Source organism: Nocardiopsis trehalosi NBRC 14201 (genome assembly GCF_001552555.1).
Taxonomy (GTDB): Bacteria; Actinomycetota; Actinomycetes; order Streptosporangiales; family Streptosporangiaceae; genus Nocardiopsis_B; species Nocardiopsis_B trehalosi.
This window is the reverse complement of the sequence record NZ_BCRK01000078.1, coordinates 1-25,916: the sequence shown is the minus strand read 5'-3', so window position 1 is coordinate 25,916 and position 25,916 is coordinate 1. Positions and strand designations below refer to the sequence as shown.

The following is a 25,916-nucleotide window of genomic DNA, read 5'->3' as shown; positions in this document are numbered from 1 at the left end:
GCCCGCCCCGGCGGCGGCCGCCGGGGCGGGCGCGGCGGGCCGGCGCTCAGGCGCCGCCGGCCATCTCGGCCCGCAGGTCGGCCAGGGTCTGCTTGAGCAGCCGCGAGATGTGCATCTGCGACACCCCGATGACCTGGGCGATCTCGGCCTGCGTCTTGTTGCCGAAGAAGCGCAGCAGCAGGATGCGGCGGCGCTGGGCGGGCAGGTTGGCGAGCGCCGCCTTCAGCGCCTCGCGGTCCACGACGTGCTCCAGGTCGGAGTCGATCGACCCCAGGCTGTCGCCCAGGGAGGCGTCGTCCTCCTCCTCCGAGCCGCGCGGGGCGTCCAGCGACAGGGCGGAGTAGGCCGACGCCGCGTCGAGCAGCTCCACCGTCTCCTCCACGTCCAGCTCCAGCGCCTCGGCGATCTCCGCCGTCGTCGGCGCGCGCCCCTTGCGCTGGCTGAACTCGGAGGTGAACCGGTTCAGCTCGGACCGCTTCTCCTGGTGCTTGCGCGGCACGCGCACCGCCCAGGTGCGGTCGCGGAAGTGGCGCTTGAGCTCGCCGGTGACCATGGGCAGCAGGTAGGAGATGAACGGCTTGCCGAAGCCGGGGTCGAACCCGGCGATGGCCTTCATCAGGCCGAGCATCGCGACCTGCTCCAGGTCGTCCAGCATCTCCCCGCGGTTGCGGTAGCGCCGCGCCTCGCGGCGGGCCAGCGGGGCGTACATCTGCACGAGGCGGGCGCGGATGGCCTCGGCCTCGGGGGCGTCGGCGGTCAGGCCGGCGAGTTCGGTGAGCAGTTCCTCCGCGCTGACGTCCGGAGCGGCGGCGGGTCGTCGGGTCGGGCGACGGAGCTGCTGGGGGCGGCGCTCTCCCGGGCGGGCGGCGGCGGGAGACGTACGACGCCGGGGGGTGGTTCGCGTGTTCGAGGTGCTCATGGCTGGGCTTCCCTCTTTCCAGCAAGCCGGTCAACACTTGCGCTGTGGTGGACGATCAGTGCAACCCGGCCGGGTACGCGCGAGGCGGCGGCGGTGGACCACCACCACTTCCACACACCCGTGACCAGGTGTCTTCGGCCGCGCTTTCGGACCCGGCCACAGGGTGCCCGGCGAGAAAACGACCAAACACCACGACTTTCCGCGACCCCCGCGAGAACCGCCGCTGCCTGCGGGAACGCGCGGCGATTTCCTCCCGCGCCCCCCGGATGTCGCACTCCGTCAGCGCCCGGATGCGCCGTCGTACCGGGCCCGCGCCGCCCCCGCTGTGTGACGGGCCGGGCGTCGGGAAGGGGGGACACCCATGCGCGAGTGGACACCGGACGGAATCGACTGGGAGCGGCTGGACGACGACGAACTCCTCGACGCCGCGTGCGAACTGATCGACTGCGGGCGCCTCCCGCCCCCCGTTCTGGCCCTGCTGGAGGCGGTCCTGCTCACCCCGCCCGGCGGAGGCCGGGGCCACGACCCGCCCTATTAGCCGCCGCCCCCCGGCGCGTGTACCCGGCGGCCGCCGGGGCAGCCGCCCCGAGGGTCCCGCGCCGCGCCGGCGCGGGACCGGGACCGGGACTTCGGAAGGGGAGCCGACATGACGGCAGACGGCGAGCGGGCGGCCGCGCCCGAGGCGGGCGCCGCCCAGTTCACCGACTACGACCGCATCGCGATCGTGACCGGCGGCGACAGCGGGATCGGCCGCGCGACGGCGGTGGAACTGGCCCGGCGCGGGTTCGACGTGGGGGTGACCTACCACTCCGACGAGGAGGGGGCGCGCCGTGCCGAGGAGGAGGTGCGCGCGGCCGGCCGGCGGGCGGCCGTCCGCCGCCAGGACCTCGGCGACCCGCAGCGGGGGGCCGAGGTCGTCGAGGAGCTGATCGCCGACCTGGGCGGTGTGGGCGTCCTCGTCAACAACGCGGGCGTGGGCGCGGAGGCGTCGCTGCTGGAGACCTCCTACGCGGAGTGGCGCGAGGTGCTCAGCGTGGACCTCGACGGCCCGTTCCTGTGCGCCAAGGCCGCCGCGACCCGCATGCGCGACGCCGGGCGCGGCGGCCGGATCATCAACGTCACCAGCGTGCACGAGGAGTACCCGCGCGTCGGCGCCGGGCCGTACTGCGCCGCCAAGGGCGGGTTGAAGATGCTCAGCCGGGTGCTCGCCGTCGAGCTGAGCCTGTACGGCATCACCGTCAACACGGTCGCGCCCGGCGAGATCGCCACCCCCATGACGGGGCAGCACGAGCGGCCGCCGGCGCCCGACTCGCGCGCCGGCTACCCGCTGGCGCGGCCGGGCGACGCCCGCGAGGTGGCGGCGGCCGTGGCGTTCCTCGCCGAGCCCGCCGCCTCCTACGTGACGGGGGCCTCCCTGTTCGTGGACGGAGGCCTGTCCATGATGGGCCCCCAGGCCGGCGGGGCACTGGCCGACCCGGAATGGCGCGCCGGCTGAGCCGCCCCGCCCCGCTCCCGCCCGGCCCCCACGAACGGCCCAGCCGGGAGCGGGGCGGCCACCCCGATCACGCCTCGGCGGCGAGGGCCCGGATGACGGCGAGGGACGCGGGGGTCGCGACCGTGGGCGCGTACTCCAGGCCGATCCGGCCGGTGTAGCCGAGCGTGCGCAGGTCGCCGAGCGCGGCCCGCCAGTCGACGCGGCCCGACCCGGGTTCGCCGCGCCCCGGGGTGTCGGCCACCTGAACGTGCCCGACCAGGTGGGCCCGACCGGCGAGCACGTCGGCGGGCCGCTCCCCCATGACCGCCGCGTGGTAGAGGTCGAACAGCAGCCGCACGCGCGGCGAGTCCGCGCCGGCGACGGCGTCGAGGCAGTCGGCGGTGGCGTCGAGCAGCGTGCCCGGGTGGTCCACCCGGGAGTTGAGGTTCTCCAGCAGCAGCGTGACCGGGCGGCCGGACAGCAGCCGGCCCGCCGCCCGAAGCGCCTCCTCCACGGCGGCGCGCTGGGCCGGCAGGGGCACCCCCGGCAGCCGCCGCCCCGCCGTCACCACGAGGTAGGGGCAGCCCCACCGCTCGGCCGCGTCGGCGGACTCGCGGATCGCCGCCAGGAACGCGCCGTGGTCGGCGGGGTCGGCGAGCGGCACCATCGGGTCGACGCACACCGTCTGGAGCAGGGTCCCGGTGTCGTTGAGGGCACGGCCCAGGGCGTCCGCGTCCTTGCCGCGCCACCCCCAGATCTCGACCGCGGGCAGTCCGGCCGCGGCGGCCGCCCGCACCCGGCGCGCGGTGGCCCCGCCTGCGTCGCCCACCCGGCCGCCCTCCTCGGCGAACAGCATCTCGACCCCGGCCGACAGTCCGTACACGCGCCGCCCCTTCCGCGAACCGGGCTCCGACGGTAGCCGCCGGCCCGCCGCGCCGGAAGCCCTTCCCCGGGTGCGGGGGCGTCGGCGGCGGGCGCGGACGCATGGCGGCGCGGCGGCGCGGGTAGCGGGCGCGGGCAGCCGCAAGGGGGGCGCCGGCACGGCCCGCGCCCCGCGCCGAACCCGAAGGGAAACCGCACATGCAGATCGGCTACAAGCTGTTCGCCGAGGCGTTCTCGCCGCAGGAGCTGGTCCGCCAGACCGTCCGCGCCGAGGAGGCCGGGTTCGACTTCGTCGAGATCAGCGACCACTACCACCCGTGGTTGGAGGAGCAGGGCCACTCGCCGTTCGCCTGGTCCGTCCTCGCCGCCGCGGCCGCCCGCACCGAGCGCATCACGATCGCGACGGGTGTGACCTGCCCGTTCATCCGCTACCACCCGGCGCTGGTCGCGCAGATGGCGGCGACGACGGCGCTGCTGTCCGAGGGCCGGTTCGTCCTGGGGGTGGGCTCGGGGGAACGGCTCAACGAGCACGTCGTGGGCTACGGGTGGCCGGCCGTCCGGGAGCGGCACGAGATGTTCCGCGAGGCGCTGGAGATCATCCGGCTGCTGTGGTCCGGCGGCTACCACTCCTACGACGGCAAGCACCTGACCCTGGAGGACGCCCGGGTCTTCGACCTGCCCGAGACGCCGCCGGACATCGCCGTGGCGATCAGCGGACCGGCGTCGGCGCGCATCGCCGCCGAACTCGGCGACGCGATCTTCGCGACGGAGCCCAAGCCGGAGTTGGTCACGGCCTACCGGGACGCGGGCGGGTCCGGCCCCCGCTACGCCGAGGTCCCGCTGTCGTGGGCGGCCGACGACGACACCGCGCTCGCGTCGGCGCACGAGAAGTTCCGGTTCGGGCTGACGGGGTGGAAGGTCCAGTCGGAGCTGCCCAACCCGGTCAACTTCGCGGCCGCGACCTCGTTCATCCGCCCCGACGACCTGCGCGACACCTTCGGCTACGGGCCCGACGCCGACCGGCACCTCGCGGCGGCACGGCAGTTCGCCGACGCCGGCTTCGACCACCTCGCCCTGGTCAACGCCGGCCCCGACCCGGACGGCTTCTTCGACTTCTTCGAAGGCGAACTCGCCGGCCCCCTCCGCGACCTGTCGACCACCTCCTGACCGGAGCCGGGGCGGCGCGGCGCGCGTTCACCGGAAGTCGGCGGCGTGTTCGGCCGCCCACTGTGCGAAGGTGCGCGGCGGCCGACCGAGGAGGTCGGCGACCGTGGTGCCCAGCGGCGCCGGGACGTCCACGAACTCCGACTGGAGGAACAGCTCCAGGTCGATGTCGGCGGTCGGCATGCCCTGCCGCCCCACAGCTCGTGCGTCTGCGCGGGCGTCAGCTCGATGAACGGCAGATCGCACCCGAGCGCCGCGCCGATGAGCCGGGCCAGGTCCGCCTGGCTGTGGAGTTCCGGGCCCGACACCGTGTGCACCTTGCCGACGTGCCCGTCCTCCAGGAGCGCGGCCACGAGCACGTCGGCGATGTCGGCCTCGTGCACGTGCGGGTAGGTGAACCGCCCGTTGGGCCCCCGCACCACCCGGTCGCGCCGCACGTCCTCGGCCCAGCGCAGGGTGTCGACCATCAGCCCGTAGGGGCGGACGTGGGTCCACTCGGCCCCCGACCCTTCGGCCGCGCGCTCCACGGCCAGGTGGTGGGGATCGCCGTGCCCGGCGGAACCGCAGGAGTGCACGGCGATGCGGCGCAGCCCCGACCCCGGGGCGGCGGCCGCGAGCGCCTCGGCCACCCCAGCCGCCGGGAACAGGGTCATCACCTCCACCCCGTCCAGGGCACGGGCCAGGTCGACGGGTGACGCGAGGTCGCCGGCCACCATCTCGACACCGGGCGGCGGGCGCACCGCCGCCGGGTCGCGGACCAGCGCCCTCACCGGCCGCCCGGCCGCGACGAGCCCTCGCACCACGCACCGGCCGATGTGCCCGCCCGCCCCGGTCACCAGGATCGGCGGCACCCCACTCACCGGAAGTCGCCGGCGTGGTCGGCGGCCCACTGCGCGAACGTGCGGGCGGGGCGGCCGGTCACGGCCTCGGCGGTGGGCCCGGTGGCCGGGGGTACGGCGGTCCCCTCGGGCAGTTCCTCCACGGCGAGCAGCCAGTCGGCGACCTCGGGCGGTACGCCGTGCTCGACGTAGCGGCGGCGAGCCTGCTCGCGGGTCAGCTCCTCGAAGCGGATGTCGCGGCCCAGCGCCGCCCCGATGAGCCGGACCTGGTCGGCCGTCGTCAGCACCTCCGGGCCGAGCAGCGCGTAGGCCGCGCCCGCGTGGCCGTCCTCCAGCAGGGCGGCGACGGCCACGTCGGCGATGTCGTCCTCGTGCACGGGCTGGTGCAGGGCGCGGGGGAACGGCTCCCGGACCACCCCCTCGTCGCGGATGGGCGCGGCCCACCAGTCGAGGACGTTGGCCATGAACTCCCCCGGCCGGACGTGCGTCCAAGTGACGCCCGACGCCTCCACGGCCCGCTCCACGGCGCGGTGGTGGTCCCCGCTGTGGTCGCCCTCCGCTCCCCCGGCCGAGACCGACGACAGGACGACGATCCGGCCGACGCCGGCGGCCGAGGCCAGCCGGGCGAATCCGGCCGCTGCCGTGTCCGACACCGGGAACAGGTATGCGGCGTCGGCGCCCTCCAGGGCGGCGGCCAGGGTCTCGGGGCGGCCCGGGTCGCCCGCGACGACCCGGGCGCCGTCGGGCAGCCCGGCGGCGCCGGGGTCGCGGGTGACCGCCCGGACCTCCGCCCCCGCGCGCAGCAGGCCGTCGACCACCCGTCGGCCGACCCTTCCGGTCGCCCCCGTCACGACTGTCGTCGCCATCGTCTCGCCCTTTCTCGCGGTCCCCGAGCCGTGGCGTTCCGGTCGACGGTCGACCGATCACGGGCATGCCGGAACGCGCCGCTGCCACGGCTGGAAGGGACGGTGTCCGCGCATCATGGGGGACGAGGGCTGTCCGCGGCAAACGCGAACATGATGTTCACATTCGCTCTGACCTGCGGAAACGATCGGCCGACGCGGACCCGGGAATCGCCTCCCGCTGATTTTCTCCACCGCATCCGCCCTGGTGGCGCGCCTATGCGGCGCCCCGTTCCGAATCCACCGCCGGGAAGACGGCGTTCCGGTGTCCCCGGAGGCCTCCGATCGGCCCTGACGGCTCGCGTCCAGAGGGGGACATCGCTTATCGACGTTCATTAGCGGCGCCTTTACGCCATAGATCCCAATTGCCGGAGGCCGCCCCGGTCACCGGAACGGCAGAACCGCACGGCAGCGAAATGCCCCGCACGCACCCGGACGGCCCGGCGCGCCGGGCACGTGGGCGGCGGGGCTACCCGCGTTCGGTGCGGAAGCGGTCGAGGCGGCGGCGGTCGCGCTTGGTGGGGCGGCCCGCGCCGCGCGGGCGCGCCGCGGCGGGCACGACCGCCTCGGGCGGCGGGGTCGGGCTGCGGTCGACGTAGCAGCGCACCGCGATGGGCGCGCCGACACGCTTCTCGATGACGTGGCCGACGTCGACGATGCGGGTGGCGCCGCCGATACGCAGCCGGACCTCGTCGCCCACCGCGACCGACGTGGCGGGCTTGGCCGGCCGGTCGTTCACGCGGACGTGGCCGCCCCGGCACGCTTGAGCGGCGTCGGCGCGGGTCTTCAGCAGCCGCACCGCCCACAGCCAGCGGTCGACGCGGGTGCTCGGCGGACCGGCCGGCAGCGGCGGCGGACCTGAAGGGCGGCCGCCTTCGGCAGAACCGGGCCCCGGGTCACCTGGCCCAAGGCGGGCCTCGGAGGTGTCGGTCGGCCGGGCGGGGTCTGCTGCCGGGTCCTGCACGGTCGGGTCCCTTCACGCCGGGTCCGGCCCCCGGACCGGGAGCCCTCCCCCGCACTGTAACCGCTGCCCCGCCTTCACCGCCGGGAGCCGTGGCAGGCGGGTGCACACACCTCCCGACGACCCTCTCGGAGGCCCGCCGTCCTTGAGGGCGCCCGGCCGACGCGGACACGCACGGTGCCCAGTGCCACCGTGCCCGACCGGGCGAACGGCGTGGCCCTCCCACGGTCCGAAGGGCCCACGCCCATCGTGGAGCGCGACCGGGCCGAGCGTCGAGACGGACCGCGAGGGGCCCGAGCGCGTCTTCCCGGCCGACCGGGGGAGGCGCACATGCCCAGGCTCCCGGCGGCACCGCCCGGACGGCACGCCCCCTGGTGGGAGCCGCGCCGCGAGGGCCCGCGCGGAGAGCGCCGGAAGGGGCCCAGGGGTACGCGCCCGCCGTCACCGTGGGAGACGGCGGGACGCGGCGCCGGTGTGTGCTCCCCGCCGGCTCCGCCACAGCGGCGCGGCCCGCGGTGACCGGAGCGCCACCCCCGGGTTCAGCGCCGACCGGCCACTCGCGCGGGACCGTGGCCCTTCCCGCCCACAGGAGCCGGTCGCGTCCACCGGGCGCCCCGAGAGGCACGGGCACGGTCCCGCCCCGGCGCAGCCGGCCCCCGCCGGGGCCGCCCGGCGGGGCCGCCCGGCGGGGGCCGCCCGGCGGGGGCCGCCCGGCGGGGGCCGCGTTCAGCGGGTGACCTCGATCTCCACCTCCGCCACCACCCCGCTGACCTCGACGGTGAGCGTGGCCGTGCCCGGGCGCAGCCCGGTCAGGGTGCCGGCGGCGGGGTCGAACACCGCGATCGTGCGGCGCGGGTACCGGTCGTCGGCCGGTCCGATGCGCAGGCCGTCGCCGCCGCGCCAATCGGCGCTGACCGGCGGCGCCACGGCCACCGTCCGGTCGCCCTGGACCAGTTCGGCGCCGGCCTCGACCGTCGCGCCCCGCTCCAGCTCCGCCGGGGCGTCGACGCGGAGCGTGTCGACGTGCGGCCGGATCTGCGCGGCGATCCAGTCGGGCCCGCCCTCGAAGGGCCGGGCGGCCGCGCGGCGCTGCTCCCAGGCGGGGATGCGGTCGACGCCGAACATCGTCCAGCCGCTGAACCCGCCCTCACCGGTCCCGGCGCCGGGCGGCTTGGCGGAGTTGCCGTTGACGACGTAGGGCACGCCGTCGACCGCCGAGGCGCTGAACGCCCCGACGTGGCCGCCGACGAACACGGCGCCCTTCCCGGTGTCGTGCTGGAAGTCGGCCAGCCACGACTCGATCAGCGCCGCCTCGTTGCGGTCCGCGAGCTGGCTGTTCTTCGCGGGCAGCGGGTCGCGCGGCGGGTGGTGGGCGATGACGGCGACCGAGTCGACCCCCCGGTCGGTGCGGGCCTCCTCCAGGCGGTCGCGCAGGTAGGGGATCTGCCCGGCGCTGCTGCCGCGCAGGGTGCCCGACGAGGTGTCGAGGGTGACGAACCGGGTGCCCTCGTGGTCGAACGTGCCGTAGGGGTCGCCGAAGTGCTCCCGGAAGTTGTCGATGGACGCGCCCATGACCTCGTGGTTGCCCGGCACGTAGTGGAACGGCAGCTCCCCGCCGAGCTCCTCGTCGAGGAGGGTGCGGGCCAGTTCGAAGTCGGCGTCGGACGCCTCGTCCACCAGGTCGCCGGCGATGACCAGGAAGTCGGGGTCGGCGGCGCGGATCTCGCGCAGCGTCCGGCGGGCACCCTCGACCAGCGGGGAGTCGGGGTCGCGGGCGACGAACTGGGCGTCGGACATGACGGCGAACGTCCAGTCCGCCCCGCCGAGGTCGCCGTCGGCCACCACCACGTCGTCGGTCACGGGTTCCTGCGGCGGGACGTCGAGGGTGGGCGCCGCCTCGATGTACATGTCGTCCAGCAGCACCTCCCCGCTGTAGGAGCGGTCGGCCGAGGTCTCGATGGTGTAGAAGCGGCTCACCGTGACCGGCTGCGGCAGCGCCTCGGGGACCGCCACCTCGATCTCCCGCCAGCCCTCCCAGTCGATGTACGGGCCGTAGACGGAGTGCGCGCGGCCCGTTGCGTCGACCACGGTGAACGCCGTCCACTCGCCCTTCCCGGCGCCGAACACCGAGATGCCCACCGCCCGGGTGCGCCCCGGCACGCCCAGCGGCTGCGGCGGGTAGGCGTAGGCGGTGCGCGTCCCGGTCGATCGCCCGAAGTCGTAGGCGAGGCGCAGCCCGGTGCCGGTGCGCCCGTCGGCGGGGCCGACGGTGGCGGTCCCGCGCGCGGACGCGGCCCGCCAGTCGGCGGCGTCCTCGAAGTCGGCGACGTCGTGGCGCTCCACGCCCACCGTGACGGCGATCGGGGTCGTCAGCCCGTCGACGGTGGCGGTGACGACGGCGGCGCCGGAACCGGTGCGCGCGGTGGCGGTGAACCGCCCGTCGGCGCCCGCGGTGACGTCGAGCAGGCCGGTGTCGTAGTCGAGGTCGACGTCGGCCGGTTCGATGGGTGCGGAGTTGCCGTGCCGGTCGTAGCCGACGATGCCGAACGTGCCCGTCGCGTCGGCGCCGGTGAGGTTGACCGAGGGGGTGTCGGCGGTGATGCGGGCCGCCTCCTCCAGCACCTCCAGGCGCAGCTCGCCGTCGATTCGGCCGGAGCGGGCGGTGACGGTGGCGGTGCCGGGCCGGTCGGCGCGGAACACGCCGTCGTCCACGTCGCCGCGGGTGGCCGACCACCGGGGCGTCGGCGGGTCGGCCACGGGCGCGTACGCCTCGTCGTGCGCGGTCGCGGTCAGCACCCGGGTGAGGCCGGCGAAGACCCGGTCGGGGCGGCCTCCGGGAACGGGGGCGGTGCCGGGCGCGTCGGCCGGGTCGACGGCGGTGGCGACGCGGAAGGCGTCCGCCCGGCCGCTGGACTCGGGGGCGTAGACGGCGAGGCCGTTGGGGACCTGCCGCTCGTGGCCGTCGTTGGGGGTGTTGCGGACCTCCACGGCGGTGGCGCCCGGAGAGCGGGCGACGAGGGTGGAGGAGCCGCCGCCGTCGAGTTCGAGGCCGACCTCGGCGCCCTCGGCGACGAGCCGCTCCCCCATCTCGCGCAGGGTGGCGGCGCGGCTGCCGACGTTCGCGCCGTCGGCGGTGACGATGGTGACCTCGCGGCCGTCGGCGGAGAACCCGATGGCGGTGCGCGCGGCCCGGGAGGTGTCGGGGACGTCCAGCGCCGCGCCGTCGGCGACGAGCAGGTGGCGCCCGCCGACGGCGGTCCGCACGTCGCCGCCCTCGGCGGTGGCCGCCGCGAACTCCACCTCGACCGGGTCGCCCTCCTCCAGGGCGGCGAGGACCTCGGCGCCCTTCTCGCGGCCGAGCAGCACCGTTGCGCCGGGCGGCACCGGCGCGTCGCCGGGGGCGGCGGCCACGGACGCGACGGCGCCGTCCACGACGACGACCTCGGCCACCTCCTCGGCGCCGCGGACGGCGTAGGAGCGGGGGTGCTCGCCCCACAGCTCGGTGTAGCCGCCGATCTCGTCGGTGCCGAGGGCGGCGGAGTTGAGCTGGGCCAGGTCGGCGTCGCCCGAGGGCAGGTGGGCGGTCCCGGTGAACAGCAGGTCCTGCACGCGGGCGATCCCGGCCGCGTCCACGACGGCGGAGCGGGTCCAGTCGGGTTCCGGGGACTTCACGACCTCGCCGTCGCGCACGCCGCCGCCGAGGGGGGCGTTGGAGTTGTTGATGTCGAAGTAGCCGGCGTTGACGGCGGCGACCGCGCCGGCGCCGTCGGCCATCTCGGAGACGGTCGAGGTGGCCGTGACGCGGCCGGCGTCGAGGTAGCCGAGCCGGGCGCCCTGGGTGAGGTCGACGCTGAGCACGTTGGAGCGCTGCCAGCCCAGGTCGTCGACGGTGCGCACGGTCGACACCTCCACGCCGGGCGCGACGGTCTCGCTGTGCTCGGCGACGGTGACGGGCGGGCTCCCGGCGTCGGCCCGGGGGTCGGGCAGCGGCGCGGACAGCGGCGGGTGCGAGGAGGCGGCGAGGGCGCCCGTGGCGGCGTCGGCGGCCGGGTCCCCTCCCGTGCCCGGCGGGGGCGGTTCGGCCCGCGCGGCGGTCGCGGGGGCGAGCGCCAGCAGCGGAGCGATGAGGAGCACGGCGGCGCGTGCGGCGGGGGTGGGGGCGGGGACGGTCGGCTGGGGGGACAGAGCGGCCTCCTCCGATGCGGGGGGACGATGCGTCGAGCCAACTCCGCACCGCGACCACCGGAAAACCCGTTGCGAACGTATTCCGCTCGATCATCGCGTGTCCCCACGGTGGACGAAAGGGGCTGAACGCCCCGTGTCGCCCTGTATTCACCGACCGATCGGCAAACCGCCCCCGGCGCGCCCCGCTCCGGCCCGGACCACCACCGCAGGCCGGACCCGTCGAACCCCGTGGCCACCCGCGCGGCGCGGCGCCGGGGGGCGCAGGGGCCGACGCCGCGCCGCGCCCGGCCGGACGGCGAACGGGGGGGCGGAACCGCCCGTCGGGGGACGCGCCGGAAGTGACACGCGGTGGACGGGTAAACAGGGTTTTCCCCGCTCATGGCCACGCGATGTCCCTCCGGCACGATAGACATGAGGTCGTGAGGGCGGGCCGCGGGCACCGCGTGCCCGGCCGCCCCACGAGCCCCTGAACCCGATCGAGAGGACACCCGTGCCCGCTCCCGTCACCCTGGCCCATGTGGCACTGCTCGTCGTGGACTCGCCCTTCGACACCGTCATCGCGACGTCGGCGTCGGGCCCCGCGCGCGTGTGCCGCCGAGGCGAGCTGCGGCCCGGCGAGCGCGAGGTCTACTCCCGGCAGCGCCTGGTCGCCGAAGGCATCGGCGCCACCCCGCAGGACGCGCAGGCGCTCGCCGACCGCCTCACCGCCGAGCTCTCGGGCTGGCACCTCGTCGCCTGACCCCGCCCGGCCACCGCGCCTCCGGCGGCGGTCCGCACGGCCGCGCGCCGCCCCGACGGAGCGCGACCGCCACCGCGGCCCGCCCGCACCCGCCACCGACTCCCATCCCCGACTTCCATCACCGACGCCGATCGTCGGTCGCGCACGCGGACGGCGGGCGACCGTGCACGTCGCGGCCGCCCCCGCCCCCCAGAAGCTCCCCGATGCCGCACCTTGCCGAGATCGACAACATGGTTTACCTTTTTCGACAACCAAGTTGTCGAATCGTGCGGCGGTCACGCGCGCCCGCACCCCGGAAGGACCCCCATGGCCCCGACGCCGTTCCCCGCTCTCACCGCCGAAACCGCCCCGCCCGCCGCCCAGCGGTCCATCGAGGCGACCGAACGGCGCCTTGGCTACGTCCCCTCGGCCGTGGCCCGCCTCGCCGCCTCGCCCGAACTGCTCAACGGGTTCCTCCGGCTGAGCGCGGCCCTGGAGGCGTCCACGCTCGACCCGCTGGCGCGCGAGGTGGTGGTCATGACGATCGCCACCCGCAACGCCTGCCACCTCTGCGTCGCCATGCACACCGCGAAGCTGGCGGAGCTGGGCGCCGACCCGGAGCTCGTCTCCGCCCTGCGGGACGGCCGGGCGCCCGCCGACCCGCGCCTGGCGGCCGTGCACCGCTTCACCCTGGAGGTCATCGCCACAGCGGGCGCCGTGCCCGCCGGGGAGCTGGCGGACTTCCTCGCCCACGGCCACACCCCGCGCAACGCCCTGGAGGTGGTGCTGGCGATCGGGGTGTACACCATGTCGACCCTGGCCAACCGGCTGGTCGACGCGCCCGTGGACGACGCGCTGGCCCCCTTCGCCTGGACCGGCCTCCCCGCCGCCTGAGAAGCGCCCCGTGGTCGGCCGCGCCCGCACGGGCGCGGCCGCCACCCGCCACTCGCCACCTCAGGGGCACCTGGTCGGGGACGCGGATTCGGGACGGTGGGAAACCGTGGGCGGGACCGGCCGGAACGCGCGAGTCCACCCTTCCCCCGCCACCGCGTCATCGCAGGTCGGAGCGGACCTTCCGGCCCCGAAGCCGCGACGACCGCGCGGACCGGCGCCCCCGTCGTGTTTATCCGGCCGTGATTTTGTGATGTCTACTGCACAACGCGACCCGATCCGACGAGGTGAACCGTGACCGACCAGACCGCCGACCCGGCCGGGGCCGAGCACACCCCCGAGGTCCCGGCGCCCGCCCCCCGCACGTCCCCGGAGAGCACCCCGACCGCCACCGGCACGTCCACCACGACCACCGGGAGCACCGAGACCGCCATGGCGTCCGCGCCCGTGGCGTCCGCTGCCGCCGAACCCTCCCCCAAGCCGCGCGACCGCTCCCCCGGTCCGCCGCCGACAACGGGCGACCGCGTCCGCTACGCCCTCTTCCTCCTGCTCCGCGCCGTGGCGATGCTGGCGGCCTTCGTCGCCATGGTCGCCTTCGCGGTCTCCCTCGCCCAGCTCACCCTCACCCCCGTCCCCGGCGCCGTCGGCGAGACCCACGCCAACCTGCGCCCGGGGTGGTCCCTGCGGCTCTACCTCGACTTCCCCGCCCGCGACGCCCTGCGCCAGGTCGGGGGCAACATCGTCCTGGGGGTGCCCTTCGGGGTACTGCTGCCGATCCTCTTCCCGGGCGTGCGCGGGTTCATCAAGGTCTCGCTGATCACCGCCCTGGTCATGCTGGCGGTCGAACTGGCCCAGGGCACCATCGTCACCGGGCGCGCCTTCGACATCGACGACGTCATCCTGAACACCACCGGCGCGCTCCTCGGCTTCTTCCTCATCGGGCGGCGGATCTCCCGCGGCCTGCACCGGCGGCGGCCCCGGTCCGCCGCCTCCTGACCGGCGGGGGCGGCCCCGCCCCCGCTCCCGCCCGGGCCCACCCGCACGGAGAGGACGCACGCGATGGCGACGGACCGCTGGACGGCCGACCTCTGGTTCGACCCGTCCTGCCCCTACACCTGGGTGGCCTCCCGGTGGCTGACCGAGGTCGCCCGCGTCCGCCCCGTCGACCTGCGGTGGCACCTCCTCAGCCTCGCCGCGCTCAACGAGGGCCGCGACGACGACCCCGAGGGCGACCCCGACGGCTACCTGTGGCTCCCGGCCCGCGTCTGCGCCGCGGTGCGCCGGGAGCACGGCGGGGACGCCCTCGCGCGCTTCTACACGGCGCTGTGGACCACCGGCCCCGCCGGCGCCGGGGACGGCCCGCCCGAGGACGGCGGCGGCGCCGCGCCCGGCGACCCGCTGGACGGCCTGCGGGGCGCCCTCGCCGCAGCGGGGCTCCCCCGCGATCTGGCCGACGCCGCCCACACCACCGGCATCGACGACGACCTCCGCGCCTCCACCACCGAAGGCGCCGACCTGGTCGGACCCCACGTCGGCTCCCCGATCATCGCCGCCACCGACCCCCGCGGCCGCCGCACGGCCTTCTTCGGCCCCGTCCTCTCCCGCGCCCCCCGCGGCGAGGAGGCCGCCCGCCTGTGGGAAGGGACACTCCTGGTCACGGGCATATCGGGCTTCCACGAACTCAAGGGCCGGCCGCCCGCCGCGCCCGACACCGCGCACGCCGCCGACCCGGCCTAGCAGAACGGGCCCGCCCGGAACGGGTCCCCAGAACGGATTCCGCCCGCCGCACCGGGCCGCCGGGTCGGCCGCCGCGGGATCGCCTCCGCGCCCCGTCCCGCGAGCGGAGCGGTCGGCGAAACGCCCGCGCGCGACCCCGCCCCCACCCTCGTTGACCTGCCGCGGCACGCCTCGCGGACCGACGGCCCGCCCCCGAAGCGACGGGGGGCGATAGCATGCGACTGCGCGACGATGATCGGACCAACGGTCACTCCCGGTGCGTGCTTGGACTCACAGGCCCACCGGCCCTGCGGCAGCGGACGGCCCCCACGGCCACCGCGCGATCGGCATGCCCGGCCGCCCCGGAACCGCTGCCCCCGTCCCCGCCCCGTCCTCCCCACGGACCCCGGCCCGGACTCCAGGAGAGCGCACGCGCCCGCCCGCTAGCATTTCGACTGCGCGGCCGGGACCACCCCGCCCGCGCGGTGTGTGCCTCGCCCCGCAGGCGCACCACCCACGCCCCCGTGCGAAGGAGTATGCATGTCGGACCTTGACGCCGCCGCCCCCTGGTCGCCCCAGCAGAGTGTGGCCGACCTCCTGCGGCAGCGCCGGGAGCAGATCGCGCAGCGGTGGGCCGACCTCCCGCTGTTCCGCTCGGTGTTCACCGTCACCCGCGACGAGGCGGTCGAGGCCGCCCAGTCGGTCGCCGACGCCCTCGTCGTCGTGGCCGCCTCCGGGCGGGTCGACGACATCGAGGCCTCCGGGTTCGACTCCGTGCGCACCCAGATCGGCCGCATGTCGGCCGCCCGCTCCCGGGCCGGCCTGTCCGTGGGCCGGGTCGCCGGCGAGGTCGCCGCCCTCAAGGACGCCGTGGTCGAACTCCTGACCGCCGAACTCGCCGGGGCCCCGGTCGAGCACCAGCACGCCGCCGTGCTCTACGCCGCCGAACTGCTGTCGACGCTGCGCCTGGTGGCCATGCAGACCATGTTCAACGAGGGGCAGGAGCTGATCAACCGGCAGCGCCAGCAGCTCATGGAGGTCGCCACCCCGGTGATCAAGCTGTGGCACGGCGTCGTCGCGGTGCCGCTGATCGGCACGCTCGACAGCGCCCGCAGCCAGGTCGTCATGGAGAACCTGCTCGACGCCATCGTCGCCCAGCAGGCCCGCGTCGCCATCCTCGACGTCACGGGCGTCGCCACCGTCGACACCCTGGTCGCCCAGCACCTGCTCAAGACCGTGGCCTCCGCGCGGCTCATGGGCGCCGAGTGCATCATCACCGGCATCCGGCCGGCCATCGCGCAGACCATCGTGCAGCTCGGTATCGACCTCAGCGACGTCGCCACCCGCTCCACCCTGGCCGACGCCCTCGGCTACGCCCTCGACCAGGGCGGCCTCCAGGTGCGCCGCACCGACGGGCGCACCGTCTCCGCCGGCGAGAGCCGCTAGGAAAGAGGCCACCGTGTCCGACTTCCCGGTCATCCCGGTCGGCGACGTCCTGCTCGTCAGCATCCAGGGCGAACTGCACGACGCCCTCGCCGTGCGCCTCCAGGAGAGCGTCACCACCGCCGTCCAGCGGCGCAGCGCCCGCGGGGTGATCATCGACATCTCCGCGGTCGACATGGTCGACTCCTACCTCGGCCGCATCCTCGCCGAGATCGCCGGCTGCTCCCGCCTGCTCGGCGCCGACACCGTCGTGGTGGGCATGCGCCCGGCGGTGGCCATCACCCTGGTCGAGCTCGGCCTGACCCTGCCCGAGCTGCGCACCGCGCGGACCGTCACCGACGCCGCCGCCGTGCTGGGGGTGGCCATGCCCATAACGGACACGGCGTCCAGCGGGGCCGATCGGCGGGGAGCCCGATGACCACTGGACCCACCGCAGCGGCGCTGCGCCTGCAGATACGCAGCGACACCGACCTGTCGCTGGTGCGCCAGCAGGTGCGCGCCAAGGCGCAGGAGGCGGGGTTCGGCCTGGTCCAGCAGACCAAGGTCGTCACCGCCGCCAGCGAACTCGCGCGCAACACGCTGGTCCACGGCGGCGGCGGTGAGATGGAGCTGGCCGAGGTCGCCCAGGGCGGCACCCGCGGCCTGCGGCTGAGCTTCATCGACAGCGGACCGGGGATGGCCGACGTCGACCAGGCCCTCACCGACGGCTACACCAGCGGCAACGGCCTCGGGCTGGGTCTCGGCGGCGCCCGGCGGCTCGTCCAGGACTTCCAGATCGACACGCGGCCGGGGGCGGGCACCACGGTCACCATCACCGCGTGGGCACAGAGCCTGGGTTCGGCAGTCCACCGATGACCCGCGTGTGGGACATCCCCGTCCACGACTCCACCCGGGTCAGCGACGTGCGCGCCGCCGCCGACGCGGCGGCCGCCGACGCCGGGTTCTCCGAGCTGCGCCGGGCGTCGGCGGCCCTGGTGGCCACCGAGCTCGCCACCAATCTGCTGCGCTACGGCGGCGGCGGGCGGGTGCTCATCGAGACCCTGCCGCACCCCGCGGCGGACGCCCCGCGCGAGGTGCAGATCCTCTGCGTCGACCACGGGCCGGGCATCCCCGACCTGCACCTGGCGCTGCGCGACGGCTACTCCTCCACGGGCGACTCCCTCGGCGCGGGGCTGGGCACCTGCCGGCGCACCGCCGACGTGTTCGACGTGCACAGCGTGCCGGGGCGGGGCACCGTCGCACTGGCGCGGCTGTCGCGCGTCCCACCCGAACGCCACGGGACCCGGCCCGCCGACCTGCGGCCCGTACGCGCCGGCGGCGTCCACGTGCCCCTGCCGGGGCTGGAGCACTCCGGCGACGCCTGGAGCCAGCGGTCCGACGGCGGCGTGCTCGACGTGCTCGTCGCCGACGGGCTCGGGCACGGCCTCAAGGCCGCCGACGCCAGCGACGCGGCCGTACGCCACTTCCACGGGCGCCCCCCCGGCGGGACGCCCGAGACCGTGCTGCGCGGCATGGACGGCGCCCTGCGCGCCACCCGGGGCGCGGCGATCGCGGTGGTCCGCGTCGACCCCGCTGCGGGACGGCTGGAGTTCGCCGGGCTGGGCAACATCGGCGCGCGCATCTACAGCGGCGGGCGCTGGCAGCACCTGATGTCGCGGCCCGGCATCGTCGGCGTCCACCGGCCCTCCCGGTACGCCGCGGTCACCCACCCCTGGACCGCCGACACGGTCCTGGTCCTCCACAGCGACGGCCTGCCGAGCCGCTGGCAGTACCTCGGCGACCCGGTCGCCGACCACCACGACCCCGCGACCCTGGCCGCCGTGATCCTGCGCGACGCCAGCAGCCAGGCCCGGCTGTCCCCCGACGACACCACCATCGCCGTCGTGACCGCCGTCCCCGCTCAACAGGAACGAGTATGAACGCCACGCACACCACACTTCCGCTGACCACCCTCGAAGACGCCGCGCTGGCCCGCACCGGCGCCGCGCGCCTGGCCGCCGAGGCCGGGGTGGAGCGCGTGGAGCGGCTGGAGTTCCTGTCCAGACTCGCGGCGGCCATGAGCGAGGCGCTCAACACCGGCGGGTCCTGGCGCCTGGACATCGGCGTCATCGGCGAGCCCGTCCCCCGGCTGTGCGCTCGCATCCGCCCGGGCGGCGCCCCCGAGGCCGACGGGGCCGCGGCCGGCGGCCGGGTGTGGGAGGTGAGCGCCGCCGTCGCCGCCGACACGCCGCCGGCGCTCGACCCCGCCGTGCTGGCCGACCCCGCTGCCGCCGACGGCGACGGGGGGCCGCCCACCGGGCCCATCGCCGCCGCCGTCCTCGACACCGACCGCGACGCCGGGGCGGTCGTCGAGATGCTCCGCGGCGAGCAGGAACTCGTCGAGTGGCACCGGACCGAGCTGGAGGAGACCAACCGGGGCGTGCTCGCCCTGCACGCCGAACTCGACGCGTCCAACAAGGCGCAGCAGCGGCTGCTGGAGGCCGAGCAGGCCGCCCGCAACCGGCTGACCTTCGTCTCCACGGCCAGTGCCGCCCTCGGCGACTCCCTGAACCACGAGGAGGTCCTGCGCCGGTTCACCGAACTGCTCGTGCCCGAGCACGCGCGCACCGCGCAGGTGTGGCTCCTCGACTCCGAGCAGCGGCCCACCCGCGCCATCGGCGGCGACGGCGACCTCGACGCCGACGGCCTGCGCGCCCTCACCCTCGCCGTCCGCACCAAGCACGCCCAGCACGCGGCGCCGCACCCGGGCGGCTACGACTGCCTGGACGACGTCATCACCCGCGCCGACGGCGCCTCCTCCCCCGAAGCGGCGGCCGACCCGCAACCGGCCGCACCCGGAGAGAACGGTCCCGCCGCCGAGACTGTCGCGGAGGAGTCGGCGGACGGAGTGGACGGCGCCGAGGGGGCCGAGGGACCCGCGAGCGCCCAGGAAGCGCCACGGGCCGAGGAGACCGAAGAGACCGCAGGCCTCCAGAGGGCCGAGGGCAGCGGCGTCACGGCACCGCGGATCGCCGTCCCGCTGATCGCCCGCGGGGCGACGATCGGCGTCCTCGTGCTGACCCCGGCCGACCCGCGCCCGCTGTACGACGACGTCGTCATGCTCATCGAACTCGCCCGCCGCGCGGCCATCGCCGCCGACAACGCGCTGCGCTACGAGCGCGAACGCGACATCGCCGAGACCCTGCAGCGGGCCATGCTCACCGACCTGCCCACGCGGGCCGACCTCCGGCTGGCCGCCCGCTACCTGCCCGCCACCACCGGCATGAACGTCGGCGGCGACTGGTACGACGTGTTCCTGCAGCCCGACGACAGCCTCATCGGGGTCATCGGCGACGTCACCGGGCACGGCATCCAGGCGGCGGTGATGATGGGGCAGCTCCGCAACGCCCTGCGCGCCTACGCCATCGAGGGGCACCGGCCCGGCGGGCTGCTGACGCGCCTGCACAACCTGCTGTGCCACCTCGAACCGGACCTGTTCGCGAGCGCCATCATCGCCCAGATCCAGCCGGGCAACCCCAAGGTGACCTGGTCCAGCGCGGGCCACCTGCCCCCGCTGCTGCGCGACCCCGACGGCACCGTGCACGTCCTGCGGCCCCGGCTGGGGGCGATGCTCGGGCTGCCCATCGACCAGACGGTCGCCGACCACGAACTGGCCCTGCCGCCCGGGGCCACGCTGCTGCTGTACACCGACGGCCTGGTCGAACGGCGGTCGGCGGGCGTGGACCCCGGCATCGACCAGCTCGCGGACATCCTGTCGCGGCTGGGCCCGCTGCTGGAGCACGACACCGACGCGGCGGCCGACGCCATCCTGGACGAGATGCTCCGCGACTACCCGGGCGAGGACGACGTCTGCCTCCTCCTCTGCCACGCCGACTCCTCCGAGGAGTCCCGCCGCACCGACCACCCCCTCGCCGAGGGCACCTCGGTCGTCATGTCCCGCAAACGCTGACGCGGCCCCTCCGGGACCGCCTCACCCGACACCACCACCCGCCCCCGGGGCCCGCCCACAACCACACGGCCCCGGGGGGCACCCATCCATCCGCCAAATCGGCAGCACACCCCCCGCGACCCCACCAATCAGCGGCCCAGCCCCGGCCCACCCACCCGGCGCCCACCTTCGGCGGCACCCCCACCACGACTCCCCACCGGCCAGTGGCCCAGCCCCCGGCCCACTCACGGCGCTCCTCTCCTGCGCCCGTCAGCCCTCGGCAACACACCCACCCCCGCGAGCCCACCAACCAGCGGCGCAACCTTCGATCCATCCGCCCGGCGCCACCCACCGGCTCCCATCACCAATCGGCAATGCATCCCCGAGGCCCCGCCGACCACCGGGACAGCACCCGATCCACCCACCCGGCGCCGCACTCACACGCGACCCACTCACCGGCGCCCGTCCACCCCCGGCGGCGCATCCTCCCCCGGGGCCTCGGGGATACCCGGGACCCCCGGAACCCCACGGGCTGCCGTGACCCCGCCGACCTCGGCCGCGAAGACCCGGCGGGCGAAGTCCGCGATCTCGGCGGCGACGTCGCCGGGAGCGTCCTCGGCCATGTGGTGGCCCGATTCGACGGGCCCTCCCGTCACCGGACCGTCCGCCCACGTGCGCCAGATGTCGCGGATATCGCCGTACAGGTCGGCCATGTCGTCGCCCGTCGACCAGAGCACGTGGACCGGGCAGGCCACACGGCGGCCGGCCGCGCGGTCGGCGTCGTCGTGCGCGCGGTCGATGCCGAGGCCCGCCCGGTAGTCCTCGCACATGGCGTGCACGGTGGCGGGATCGTGGATGGCGGCGCGGTAGTCCTCCCACGCCTCGCGGCCCATGTGCTCGGGGTCGCCGGGGCCGTACCACCGGTCGGGGTCGGCGCTGATGAGCGGTTCGGCGGGCTTGGCCGTCTGACCGAGGAAGAACCAGTGCCACCACAGCCCGGCGAACTCGGCGCCCGCCCGCGCCAGCGCCTCCCCGATCGGGATGCCGTCCATGGGGACCAGCCCGGCGACGGCGCGCGGGTGGTCCAGGGCGAGCCGCGTGGCGACGTAGCAGCCCCGGTCGTGCCCGGCCACGACGAACCGGGAATGGCCGAGGATGCGCATCAGCTCGACCAGGTCGGCGGCCATGGCCCGCTTGGCGTACGGCGCGTGGTCCGGCGTGGTGGCCGGCTTATCGGACCGCCCGTACCCACGCAGATCAGGGCAGACGACCGTGAACTCCTCCGCCAGCCGCCCGGCCACCCGATGCCACGTCGCATGCGTCCTCGGGTGCCCGTGCACCAGCAGCACCGGCGGCCCGCTCCCCCCGTGCCGCACCCGCAGCCCGACGCCACCGACATCCACCCGTTCCAACGCGAACCCGCCGAACAACCGCACCCCCTACGATCCGCGCGGCCCCTACCCCCGGCACCGGTCCCCACACCCCACCGCACCGGCCCCCGCGCCCCGGAAACCTGTCACGAGCAGGCCCGCACATGCGATAGAGTTTCACTCGTCCGAAGGGGGAACACCCCGGGCGACAACGGGACGTAGCGCAGTTTGGCAGCGCACTTGACTGGGGGTCAAGGGGTCGTGGGTTCAAATCCCGCCGTCCCGACGCAGGTGAGAAGGGGTGCCACCCATCAGGTGGCACCCCTTCTACGTGTCCAGGGACCCTAACTGGGACCCTAACGCGCCCAGCAGCGGCGCGAACCCCGACTCCCTCCCGCGTGCGGTCAGCCGAAGATGCCGTCCATGGCCTGAGCGCCCCCGGTGATGACCGGACGGATCTGCTTCCGGTAGACGGCTTCGGTGACGGCCGTCCCACTGTGCCCGACCAGGCGGGCGATGTCTTCGAGCGGCACCCCGTTGTCCGACATCAGCGAGACGAAGCTGTGCCGCAGCTCCCGCGGCGTCCAGTCCTTCGCAGGGAGACCGGCGCGCTTGAGAACGCGGCGGAAGTCGCGGCGAACGTTGCCGGCGGCGGACCGTCGCGGGGACGCCGACAGCCCCCGGGGGAAGCCTCAGATCCCCCCGGGGCTCCCGATCTGTGAAGGAGCAGCTCGTGCTGGGACAATTTGCCGTGCTCGACCGGCCGCCCTGGGCCAGCGCACCGCTGTCCGCCCTCGACCTGGAGGGCACCGGCGCCCAAAACCGCGACTATGAGGCGATCCTGGAGATCGCCGTCGTGCCACTGGCCGGCGGTCGGCCCGACATGGCGGCCGCCTGGGAGAGCCTGGTCAACCCGGAACGGCCCATCCCGCGACGGCCGTGGATCTCGCCGGGGCTGACCGACTGCGTCCTCGCGGGGGCGCCGAGTGCGGCCGAGGTCGCCCCGCGGCTGCGCGCCATGGTCGAGGGGCGCTACCTGGTCGGGCACAACATCGGGGTGGACGCGCGGCTGCTGCGCCGCCGCCACCCCGATGTGCGCCCGGCCGGGCTGGTCGACACGCTGCGCCTGGCCCGCCAGGTCGTCGGCACGGCGCCGAAGTCGCTGGGCGCCCTGGTCGAGCGGCACGGCCTGGGCGGCGAGCTGGCCCGGCTGGTGCCCGGCGGGCGGCCGCACCGGGCGCTGTTCGACGCGGTGGCCGCCGCCCTGCTCCTGGCCGCCCTCGTCCGGCAGCGGTGGGAGCGGCCGCCGAGCCTTCGGGAGCTCCTCGCAGCGGCCTCGCCGTCGGACGGGTCGGCCGCCGCCCGCGCCGACGACCAGCCGGGGCTGTGGTGAGGAGACGGGCGGCCGCCCTACAGGTGCTCGCCGCAGACCGCGCGGCGGAACGCCTCCCACTCCCGGCGGTCGAAGCGCAGGACGTGGTCCTGGGGGTGCTTGGAGTCGCGGACGGCCATGCCCCCGATCGGGAGCAGGGCGGTCTCGACGCAGTTGCCGCCGCCGCCCCCGGTGTAGCTGGACGTCCGCCACACCAGGTCGGCGGGCTCGGAGCCGGGAGCCGTGTTCGTGGTCATCGTCGGTATCTCTCAGACAGGAGGTGGTGGATGCGGTCGATGGAGGCGCCGGGGTCGAGCGCGTGGTCGCGGACGCGGTCGAAGATGCGGGTGAACAGCGCCGTCTCGGCGTCGTCTTCAAGGTAGAGCGCGCCGGCGCGGTACTCCACGGCGACGACGTCGCCGAAGTCCACGCCGGCCAGCAGCCGGGGGAAGCGCATCAGCGCGAAGCTGCCCTCCCCGGCGGCGTGGGCTCCGGCCTCGAAGGCCAGGACGCGCAGGTCGACGTTGGGCCGCTGCGCCGCCTCCAGCAGCGCTCGGAGCTGGCCGGCCATGGCGCCGGGTCCGCCGACCTCGCGGTGCAGCGCGGCCTCGTTCAGGACGACGTCGAGGGAGAGCGGGTCCTCGCCGATCAGGCGCTGCTGGCGGCGCATGCGCACGGCCACCTGGGCGTCGATGTGGTCGGCGGGGCCGGCGTCGACGTCGGCGGCGAGTACGGCGCGAGCGTAGTCGGGGGTCTGGAGCAGGCCGGTGACGAGGCCGTCCTCATAGACCGCGATGCTCTCCGCCTCCGACTCCAGGCCGATGTGGGCCTCGAACCATGCGGGGATGCCGTCGTGCAGGCGGTGCCACCAGCCCAGCTCCTGCTGGCGGGCCAGGGCGGTGAGCTGCTCGCGGTCCTCGGCAGCCAGGCCGTAGAACTCGGTGAGGATGTGGACCACCGAGACGGGCCAGGGATTCTCCGCCTTCTCGTACTTGGAGAGCGTTCCCGCGGAGACACCCGCGTGGGCGGCGGCCGCGCCGCTCTTGATGCCAGCGCGCAGCCGCGCCGCCCGCATAACGCGGGAGATGGTCCGGCGAGTGACACCGGCCGGGCTCCGACCCACGGCGACCTCCTGATCTCGGGCACCGCCCAGTCTGGCCCATCCCGCCGCCCCATCCAACTTCTCTCAAATTTCCTGGGGAAAATTTCCCCACGCCGTATTGCGCATGATCGCCCAGCGCCGCACACTGAACAGCAGGGATACCTCTGACCTCGGCATTCGCCCGAGGGAATCCGGGTTGGGAGACGCATGATGTTGCTGCCGGCATGCCCGGAACCCAATGCTGACGGCCCCCGCATCGCTACGGGCTGCTATCGCCTTCCCGGCGCGGCCGCGTCGGCCGGAGCCGCGCGCCGGTTCACCACGGCGGTCCTGGGCCGCACCCACCCCGTGCTCGACGACGCCCACCTGGTCGTCACCGAGCTGGTCGCCAACGCGGTCGAGCACACGCGCAGCGGCCTGCCCGGCGGCGACGTCGATGTCGCCATCGACGTCCGGGTCGGAAGCGTCCGCATCGGCGTCACGGACGCCGGACGCCTTCCCGCCGCGGGCACGCCGGCCGTCTCCGGGAGTGCCTGCGCATCGGTACTGGAGGGCGGGCGCGGGCTGTTCCTGGTCGAGTCGTTCGCCCACACCTGGGGCTTCACTTGCCACCCGGGGCCCGAGCGCGGATGCACGGTCTGGGCCCAGTTGCGCACCCCCGTGGCCGCGCCGCCGACGGACTCCGGCCTCGACGCACGCATGCAGGACTGACGCCCTGTCAACTCCTCGAGCGCTGACGCCACCCGCCGCCGTTCGGCCGGAGCGGCGCAGCGGCGCAGCGGCGACCGACGAAGAAAGGCTTCCGGTGCCTCGTCTCAGGACACGGTCCCCTCGACACCTCCGGCACAGGCTCGCGCGGCTCCTTCTTCGAGCCGGTCAGCGCGGGCGCGTTCCCTGCCCGACCCCCGAGTTTGACGCGGTCGACCGCTGGGAGGCGCCCCGACCCCGAACCGAACGCACCCGTTCGCAGTTCGCCCCCTACGTGGGGCGCCACCGCCGACCCGCCACGCCGTCGCTCTCGGTCCTGCGAAGCGAACTGGACACCCTGGCCACCGATGCGGCCGCCCCCGAACCCGTGGCACCCGCCACCTGGGCGGCCCCCACCCCCGAACTCCTCGACCAGGTGCTGTACGGCCTGCGCCACCTGGACGAGCCCCGGCCCACACGGATGGCGGCCTGACGCCACCCCGGTCCAGCTCGAAAGCACGAAGGGCGCTGCGGTGAACACCGCAGCGCCCTTCGTCATGCATCCAGCGCGGGACAGCACGTATCCGTCACGGCATCGGGATGCCGAGCTTCCGCAGCGCCCGGTCCGTCAACTGCTGCTCCGCCACGAGCACCGCAAGGATCACGTTGATGACGTCCCAGTCGTCGCTCGGGTAGGTCTTCCCACCGATGGTGACCAGCTTCGCTTCCCATACTCCGCGCCGCGCCACCTCCCGTGCGGCGGCGCGGCCGACTTCCGTCCGGTGGCGCAGGTACGGCTCCAGGCCGTCCACGGCGGCGTCCGCAACGTCCTCCCATTCGCGGGACCGCTCCTTCCTGACCGCCCTGATCGCGGCCTTGTGCGGGTCCGGCTTCGGCACCGCCCCGTAGACCCTCTTGCTCATGGAGATCTCCTTGTCGGTGGTCGCGTCGATGACCGGGACGGCGGCGGTCGGGTGCCCTGGGACGCCCGACCTCCGCCGTCAAATCGGGCGCTCCTACACGTTGGTCACGGGCGCCCCACCTCCAGCCGTCGTGCGGCAGCCTCGAACGTCGGCTCGCACAGGGCGTCGACGCGGTCCGCTGGCAGGTCGTAGCGCTTGCTGATGTCGCGGACGAAGTCGTCCCGGTCGTCGGGGACGAGCTGGCGGAGCGCGGCCCCGGCCGTCTTCGCGGCAGGCGTCATCGGCAGCACGAGGCTCTGCAGCGGGGCGTCGATGCCGAGGCGGCGGGTGCACAGGAGTTCGCCCAGGACGGTGCGGTGCGGGCTGGGGGTCAGTGTCCGGCCGTGGAGCAGCGAGACGCGGTCGGCGGCCCGCCACAGCGCCGTGGCGATGCCCGTGCG

26 protein-coding genes, 1 tRNA gene and 2 pseudogenes are annotated in these 25,916 nt (G+C 75.5%); 16 read left to right on the top strand and 13 right to left on the bottom strand.

Annotated features, from left to right (window positions below; all coding sequences use genetic code 11):
• Positions 1 to 46: 46 nt before the first annotated feature.
• Complete coding sequence (locus tag NT8_RS15335; protein WP_084468968.1) at positions 47 to 919, bottom strand: SigB/SigF/SigG family RNA polymerase sigma factor; 873 nt, start codon at positions 917 to 919, stop codon at positions 47 to 49.
• A gap of 361 nt (positions 920 to 1,280) precedes the next feature.
• Between NT8_RS15335 and NT8_RS29355 the strand changes: the two genes are divergently transcribed.
• Both NT8_RS29355 and NT8_RS15330 read left to right on the top strand, forming a co-directional pair.
• Positions 1,281 to 1,457 carry a hypothetical protein gene (locus NT8_RS29355; protein WP_157515839.1) on the top strand — a complete coding sequence of 59 codons (177 nt, stop codon included), beginning with the start codon at positions 1,281 to 1,283 and terminating at the stop codon, positions 1,455 to 1,457.
• 108 nt (positions 1,458 to 1,565) lie between these two features.
• Positions 1,566 to 2,414: an SDR family oxidoreductase gene (locus NT8_RS15330; RefSeq protein ID WP_084468967.1), complete on the top strand. Its 849-nt coding sequence runs from the start codon at positions 1,566 to 1,568 to the stop codon at positions 2,412 to 2,414.
• A gap of 67 nt (positions 2,415 to 2,481) precedes the next feature.
• On the opposite strand, the gene NT8_RS15325 is transcribed toward NT8_RS15330, so the two are convergent.
• The gene (locus NT8_RS15325; RefSeq protein WP_067969685.1) at positions 2,482 to 3,276 is read right to left on the bottom strand and encodes a TIM barrel protein; all 795 of its coding nucleotides are present in this window, start codon (positions 3,274 to 3,276) and stop codon (positions 2,482 to 2,484) included.
• 197 nt (positions 3,277 to 3,473) lie between these two features.
• Here NT8_RS15325 and NT8_RS15320 point away from each other — a divergent pair, with 197 nt between their 5' ends.
• The gene (locus NT8_RS15320; RefSeq protein WP_067969682.1) at positions 3,474 to 4,442 is read left to right on the top strand and encodes a TIGR03557 family F420-dependent LLM class oxidoreductase; all 969 of its coding nucleotides are present in this window, start codon (positions 3,474 to 3,476) and stop codon (positions 4,440 to 4,442) included.
• A gap of 27 nt (positions 4,443 to 4,469) precedes the next feature.
• On the opposite strand, the gene NT8_RS30420 is transcribed toward NT8_RS15320, so the two are convergent.
• The 5 genes and pseudogenes from NT8_RS30420 to NT8_RS15300 all read right to left on the bottom strand — a co-directional run bounded on the left by NT8_RS30420 (position 4,470) and on the right by NT8_RS15300 (position 11,275).
• Positions 4,470 to 4,622, bottom strand: coding sequence for a hypothetical protein (locus NT8_RS30420; RefSeq protein ID WP_217999195.1), 153 nt, complete (start codon positions 4,620 to 4,622; stop codon positions 4,470 to 4,472).
• Between the two features lie 164 nt (positions 4,623 to 4,786).
• Positions 4,787 to 5,275, bottom strand: a pseudogene (locus NT8_RS31485) (SDR family oxidoreductase); the annotation flags it as partial.
• A gap of 20 nt (positions 5,276 to 5,295) precedes the next feature.
• Positions 5,296 to 6,144: an NAD(P)H-binding protein gene (locus NT8_RS15310; RefSeq protein WP_067969675.1), complete on the bottom strand. Its 849-nt coding sequence runs from the start codon at positions 6,142 to 6,144 to the stop codon at positions 5,296 to 5,298.
• A 505-nt stretch (positions 6,145 to 6,649) separates the two neighbouring features.
• The gene (locus NT8_RS15305; protein ID WP_067969690.1) at positions 6,650 to 7,027 is read right to left on the bottom strand and encodes an RNA-binding S4 domain-containing protein; all 378 of its coding nucleotides are present in this window, start codon (positions 7,025 to 7,027) and stop codon (positions 6,650 to 6,652) included.
• Positions 7,028 to 7,867: 840 nt separating this feature from the next.
• Complete coding sequence (locus NT8_RS15300) at positions 7,868 to 11,275, bottom strand: phosphodiester glycosidase family protein (protein ID WP_245646196.1); 3,408 nt, start codon at positions 11,273 to 11,275, stop codon at positions 7,868 to 7,870.
• Positions 11,276 to 11,816: 541 nt separating this feature from the next.
• On the opposite strand from NT8_RS15300, the gene NT8_RS15295 reads away from it, so the two are divergent.
• From NT8_RS15295 to NT8_RS31285, 9 genes are all read left to right on the top strand, one after another.
• Positions 11,817 to 12,065 carry a hypothetical protein gene (locus NT8_RS15295; RefSeq protein ID WP_067969670.1) on the top strand — a complete coding sequence of 83 codons (249 nt, stop codon included), beginning with the start codon at positions 11,817 to 11,819 and terminating at the stop codon, positions 12,063 to 12,065.
• A gap of 306 nt (positions 12,066 to 12,371) precedes the next feature.
• On the top strand, positions 12,372 to 12,938 hold the full coding sequence (locus NT8_RS15290; protein ID WP_067969667.1) for a carboxymuconolactone decarboxylase family protein: 567 nt from the start codon (positions 12,372 to 12,374) through the stop codon (positions 12,936 to 12,938).
• A gap of 291 nt (positions 12,939 to 13,229) precedes the next feature.
• A complete protein-coding gene (locus NT8_RS15285; RefSeq protein ID WP_217999193.1) occupies positions 13,230 to 13,931 on the top strand; it encodes a VanZ family protein in 702 nt (233 codons plus the stop codon).
• Between the two features lie 63 nt (positions 13,932 to 13,994).
• Positions 13,995 to 14,672, top strand: coding sequence for a DsbA family protein (locus NT8_RS15280; RefSeq protein ID WP_067969664.1), 678 nt, complete (start codon positions 13,995 to 13,997; stop codon positions 14,670 to 14,672).
• Positions 14,673 to 15,191: 519 nt separating this feature from the next.
• Entirely contained in the window at positions 15,192 to 16,097 is a 906-nt protein-coding gene (locus NT8_RS15275; RefSeq protein WP_067969661.1) for an STAS domain-containing protein, read from the top strand.
• 13 nt (positions 16,098 to 16,110) lie between these two features.
• On the top strand, positions 16,111 to 16,512 hold the full coding sequence (locus NT8_RS15270; RefSeq protein ID WP_067969658.1) for an STAS domain-containing protein: 402 nt from the start codon (positions 16,111 to 16,113) through the stop codon (positions 16,510 to 16,512).
• Complete coding sequence (locus tag NT8_RS15265; RefSeq protein WP_067969656.1) at positions 16,509 to 16,949, top strand: ATP-binding protein; 441 nt, start codon at positions 16,509 to 16,511, stop codon at positions 16,947 to 16,949. Before NT8_RS15270 ends, NT8_RS15265 begins: the two co-directional genes overlap by 4 nt.
• Positions 16,913 to 18,013, top strand: a complete 1,101-nt coding sequence (locus NT8_RS15260; protein WP_245646195.1) for an ATP-binding SpoIIE family protein phosphatase — start codon at positions 16,913 to 16,915, stop codon at positions 18,011 to 18,013. Before NT8_RS15265 ends, NT8_RS15260 begins: the two co-directional genes overlap by 37 nt.
• Positions 18,010 to 20,043: a PP2C family protein-serine/threonine phosphatase gene (locus tag NT8_RS31285; protein WP_067969649.1), complete on the top strand. Its 2,034-nt coding sequence runs from the start codon at positions 18,010 to 18,012 to the stop codon at positions 20,041 to 20,043. Before NT8_RS15260 ends, NT8_RS31285 begins: the two co-directional genes overlap by 4 nt.
• Positions 20,044 to 20,474: 431 nt before the next feature.
• On the opposite strand, the gene NT8_RS15250 is transcribed toward NT8_RS31285, so the two are convergent.
• Positions 20,475 to 21,425 carry an alpha/beta fold hydrolase gene (locus NT8_RS15250; RefSeq protein WP_245646194.1) on the bottom strand — a complete coding sequence of 317 codons (951 nt, stop codon included), beginning with the start codon at positions 21,423 to 21,425 and terminating at the stop codon, positions 20,475 to 20,477.
• Between the two features lie 179 nt (positions 21,426 to 21,604).
• Between NT8_RS15250 and NT8_RS15245 the strand changes: the two genes are divergently transcribed.
• Positions 21,605 to 21,678: transfer RNA gene (locus tag NT8_RS15245), tRNA-Pro, on the top strand.
• Between the two features lie 118 nt (positions 21,679 to 21,796).
• Here NT8_RS15245 and NT8_RS15240 read toward each other — a convergent pair.
• Positions 21,797 to 22,069 carry a tyrosine-type recombinase/integrase gene (locus tag NT8_RS15240; RefSeq protein ID WP_084468964.1) on the bottom strand — a complete coding sequence of 91 codons (273 nt, stop codon included), beginning with the start codon at positions 22,067 to 22,069 and terminating at the stop codon, positions 21,797 to 21,799.
• 56 nt (positions 22,070 to 22,125) lie between these two features.
• On the opposite strand from NT8_RS15240, the gene NT8_RS15235 reads away from it, so the two are divergent.
• A complete protein-coding gene (locus NT8_RS15235) occupies positions 22,126 to 22,785 on the top strand; it encodes a 3'-5' exonuclease (RefSeq protein WP_245646193.1) in 660 nt (219 codons plus the stop codon).
• A gap of 17 nt (positions 22,786 to 22,802) precedes the next feature.
• On the opposite strand, the gene NT8_RS15230 is transcribed toward NT8_RS15235, so the two are convergent.
• A complete protein-coding gene (locus tag NT8_RS15230; protein ID WP_067969643.1) occupies positions 22,803 to 23,021 on the bottom strand; it encodes a DUF397 domain-containing protein in 219 nt (72 codons plus the stop codon).
• On the bottom strand, positions 23,018 to 23,839 hold the full coding sequence (locus tag NT8_RS15225; protein ID WP_067969640.1) for a DUF5753 domain-containing protein: 822 nt from the start codon (positions 23,837 to 23,839) through the stop codon (positions 23,018 to 23,020). Before NT8_RS15225 ends, NT8_RS15230 begins: the two co-directional genes overlap by 4 nt.
• Before the next feature lie 234 nt (positions 23,840 to 24,073).
• Here NT8_RS15225 and NT8_RS15220 point away from each other — a divergent pair, with 234 nt between their 5' ends.
• Together NT8_RS15220 and NT8_RS15215 are read left to right on the top strand one after the other, a co-directional pair.
• Entirely contained in the window at positions 24,074 to 24,577 is a 504-nt protein-coding gene (locus NT8_RS15220) for an ATP-binding protein (protein WP_157515838.1), read from the top strand.
• Positions 24,578 to 24,848: 271 nt separating this feature from the next.
• The gene (locus tag NT8_RS15215; RefSeq protein WP_067969632.1) at positions 24,849 to 25,046 is read left to right on the top strand and encodes a hypothetical protein; all 198 of its coding nucleotides are present in this window, start codon (positions 24,849 to 24,851) and stop codon (positions 25,044 to 25,046) included.
• A 94-nt stretch (positions 25,047 to 25,140) separates the two neighbouring features.
• On the opposite strand, the gene NT8_RS15210 is transcribed toward NT8_RS15215, so the two are convergent.
• Together NT8_RS15210 and NT8_RS29930 are read right to left on the bottom strand one after the other, a co-directional pair.
• Positions 25,141 to 25,476, bottom strand: coding sequence for a hypothetical protein (locus NT8_RS15210; protein ID WP_067969629.1), 336 nt, complete (start codon positions 25,474 to 25,476; stop codon positions 25,141 to 25,143).
• A 104-nt stretch (positions 25,477 to 25,580) separates the two neighbouring features.
• Positions 25,581 to 25,916 (bottom strand): annotated as a pseudogene (locus NT8_RS29930) (GNAT family N-acetyltransferase); the annotation flags it as partial.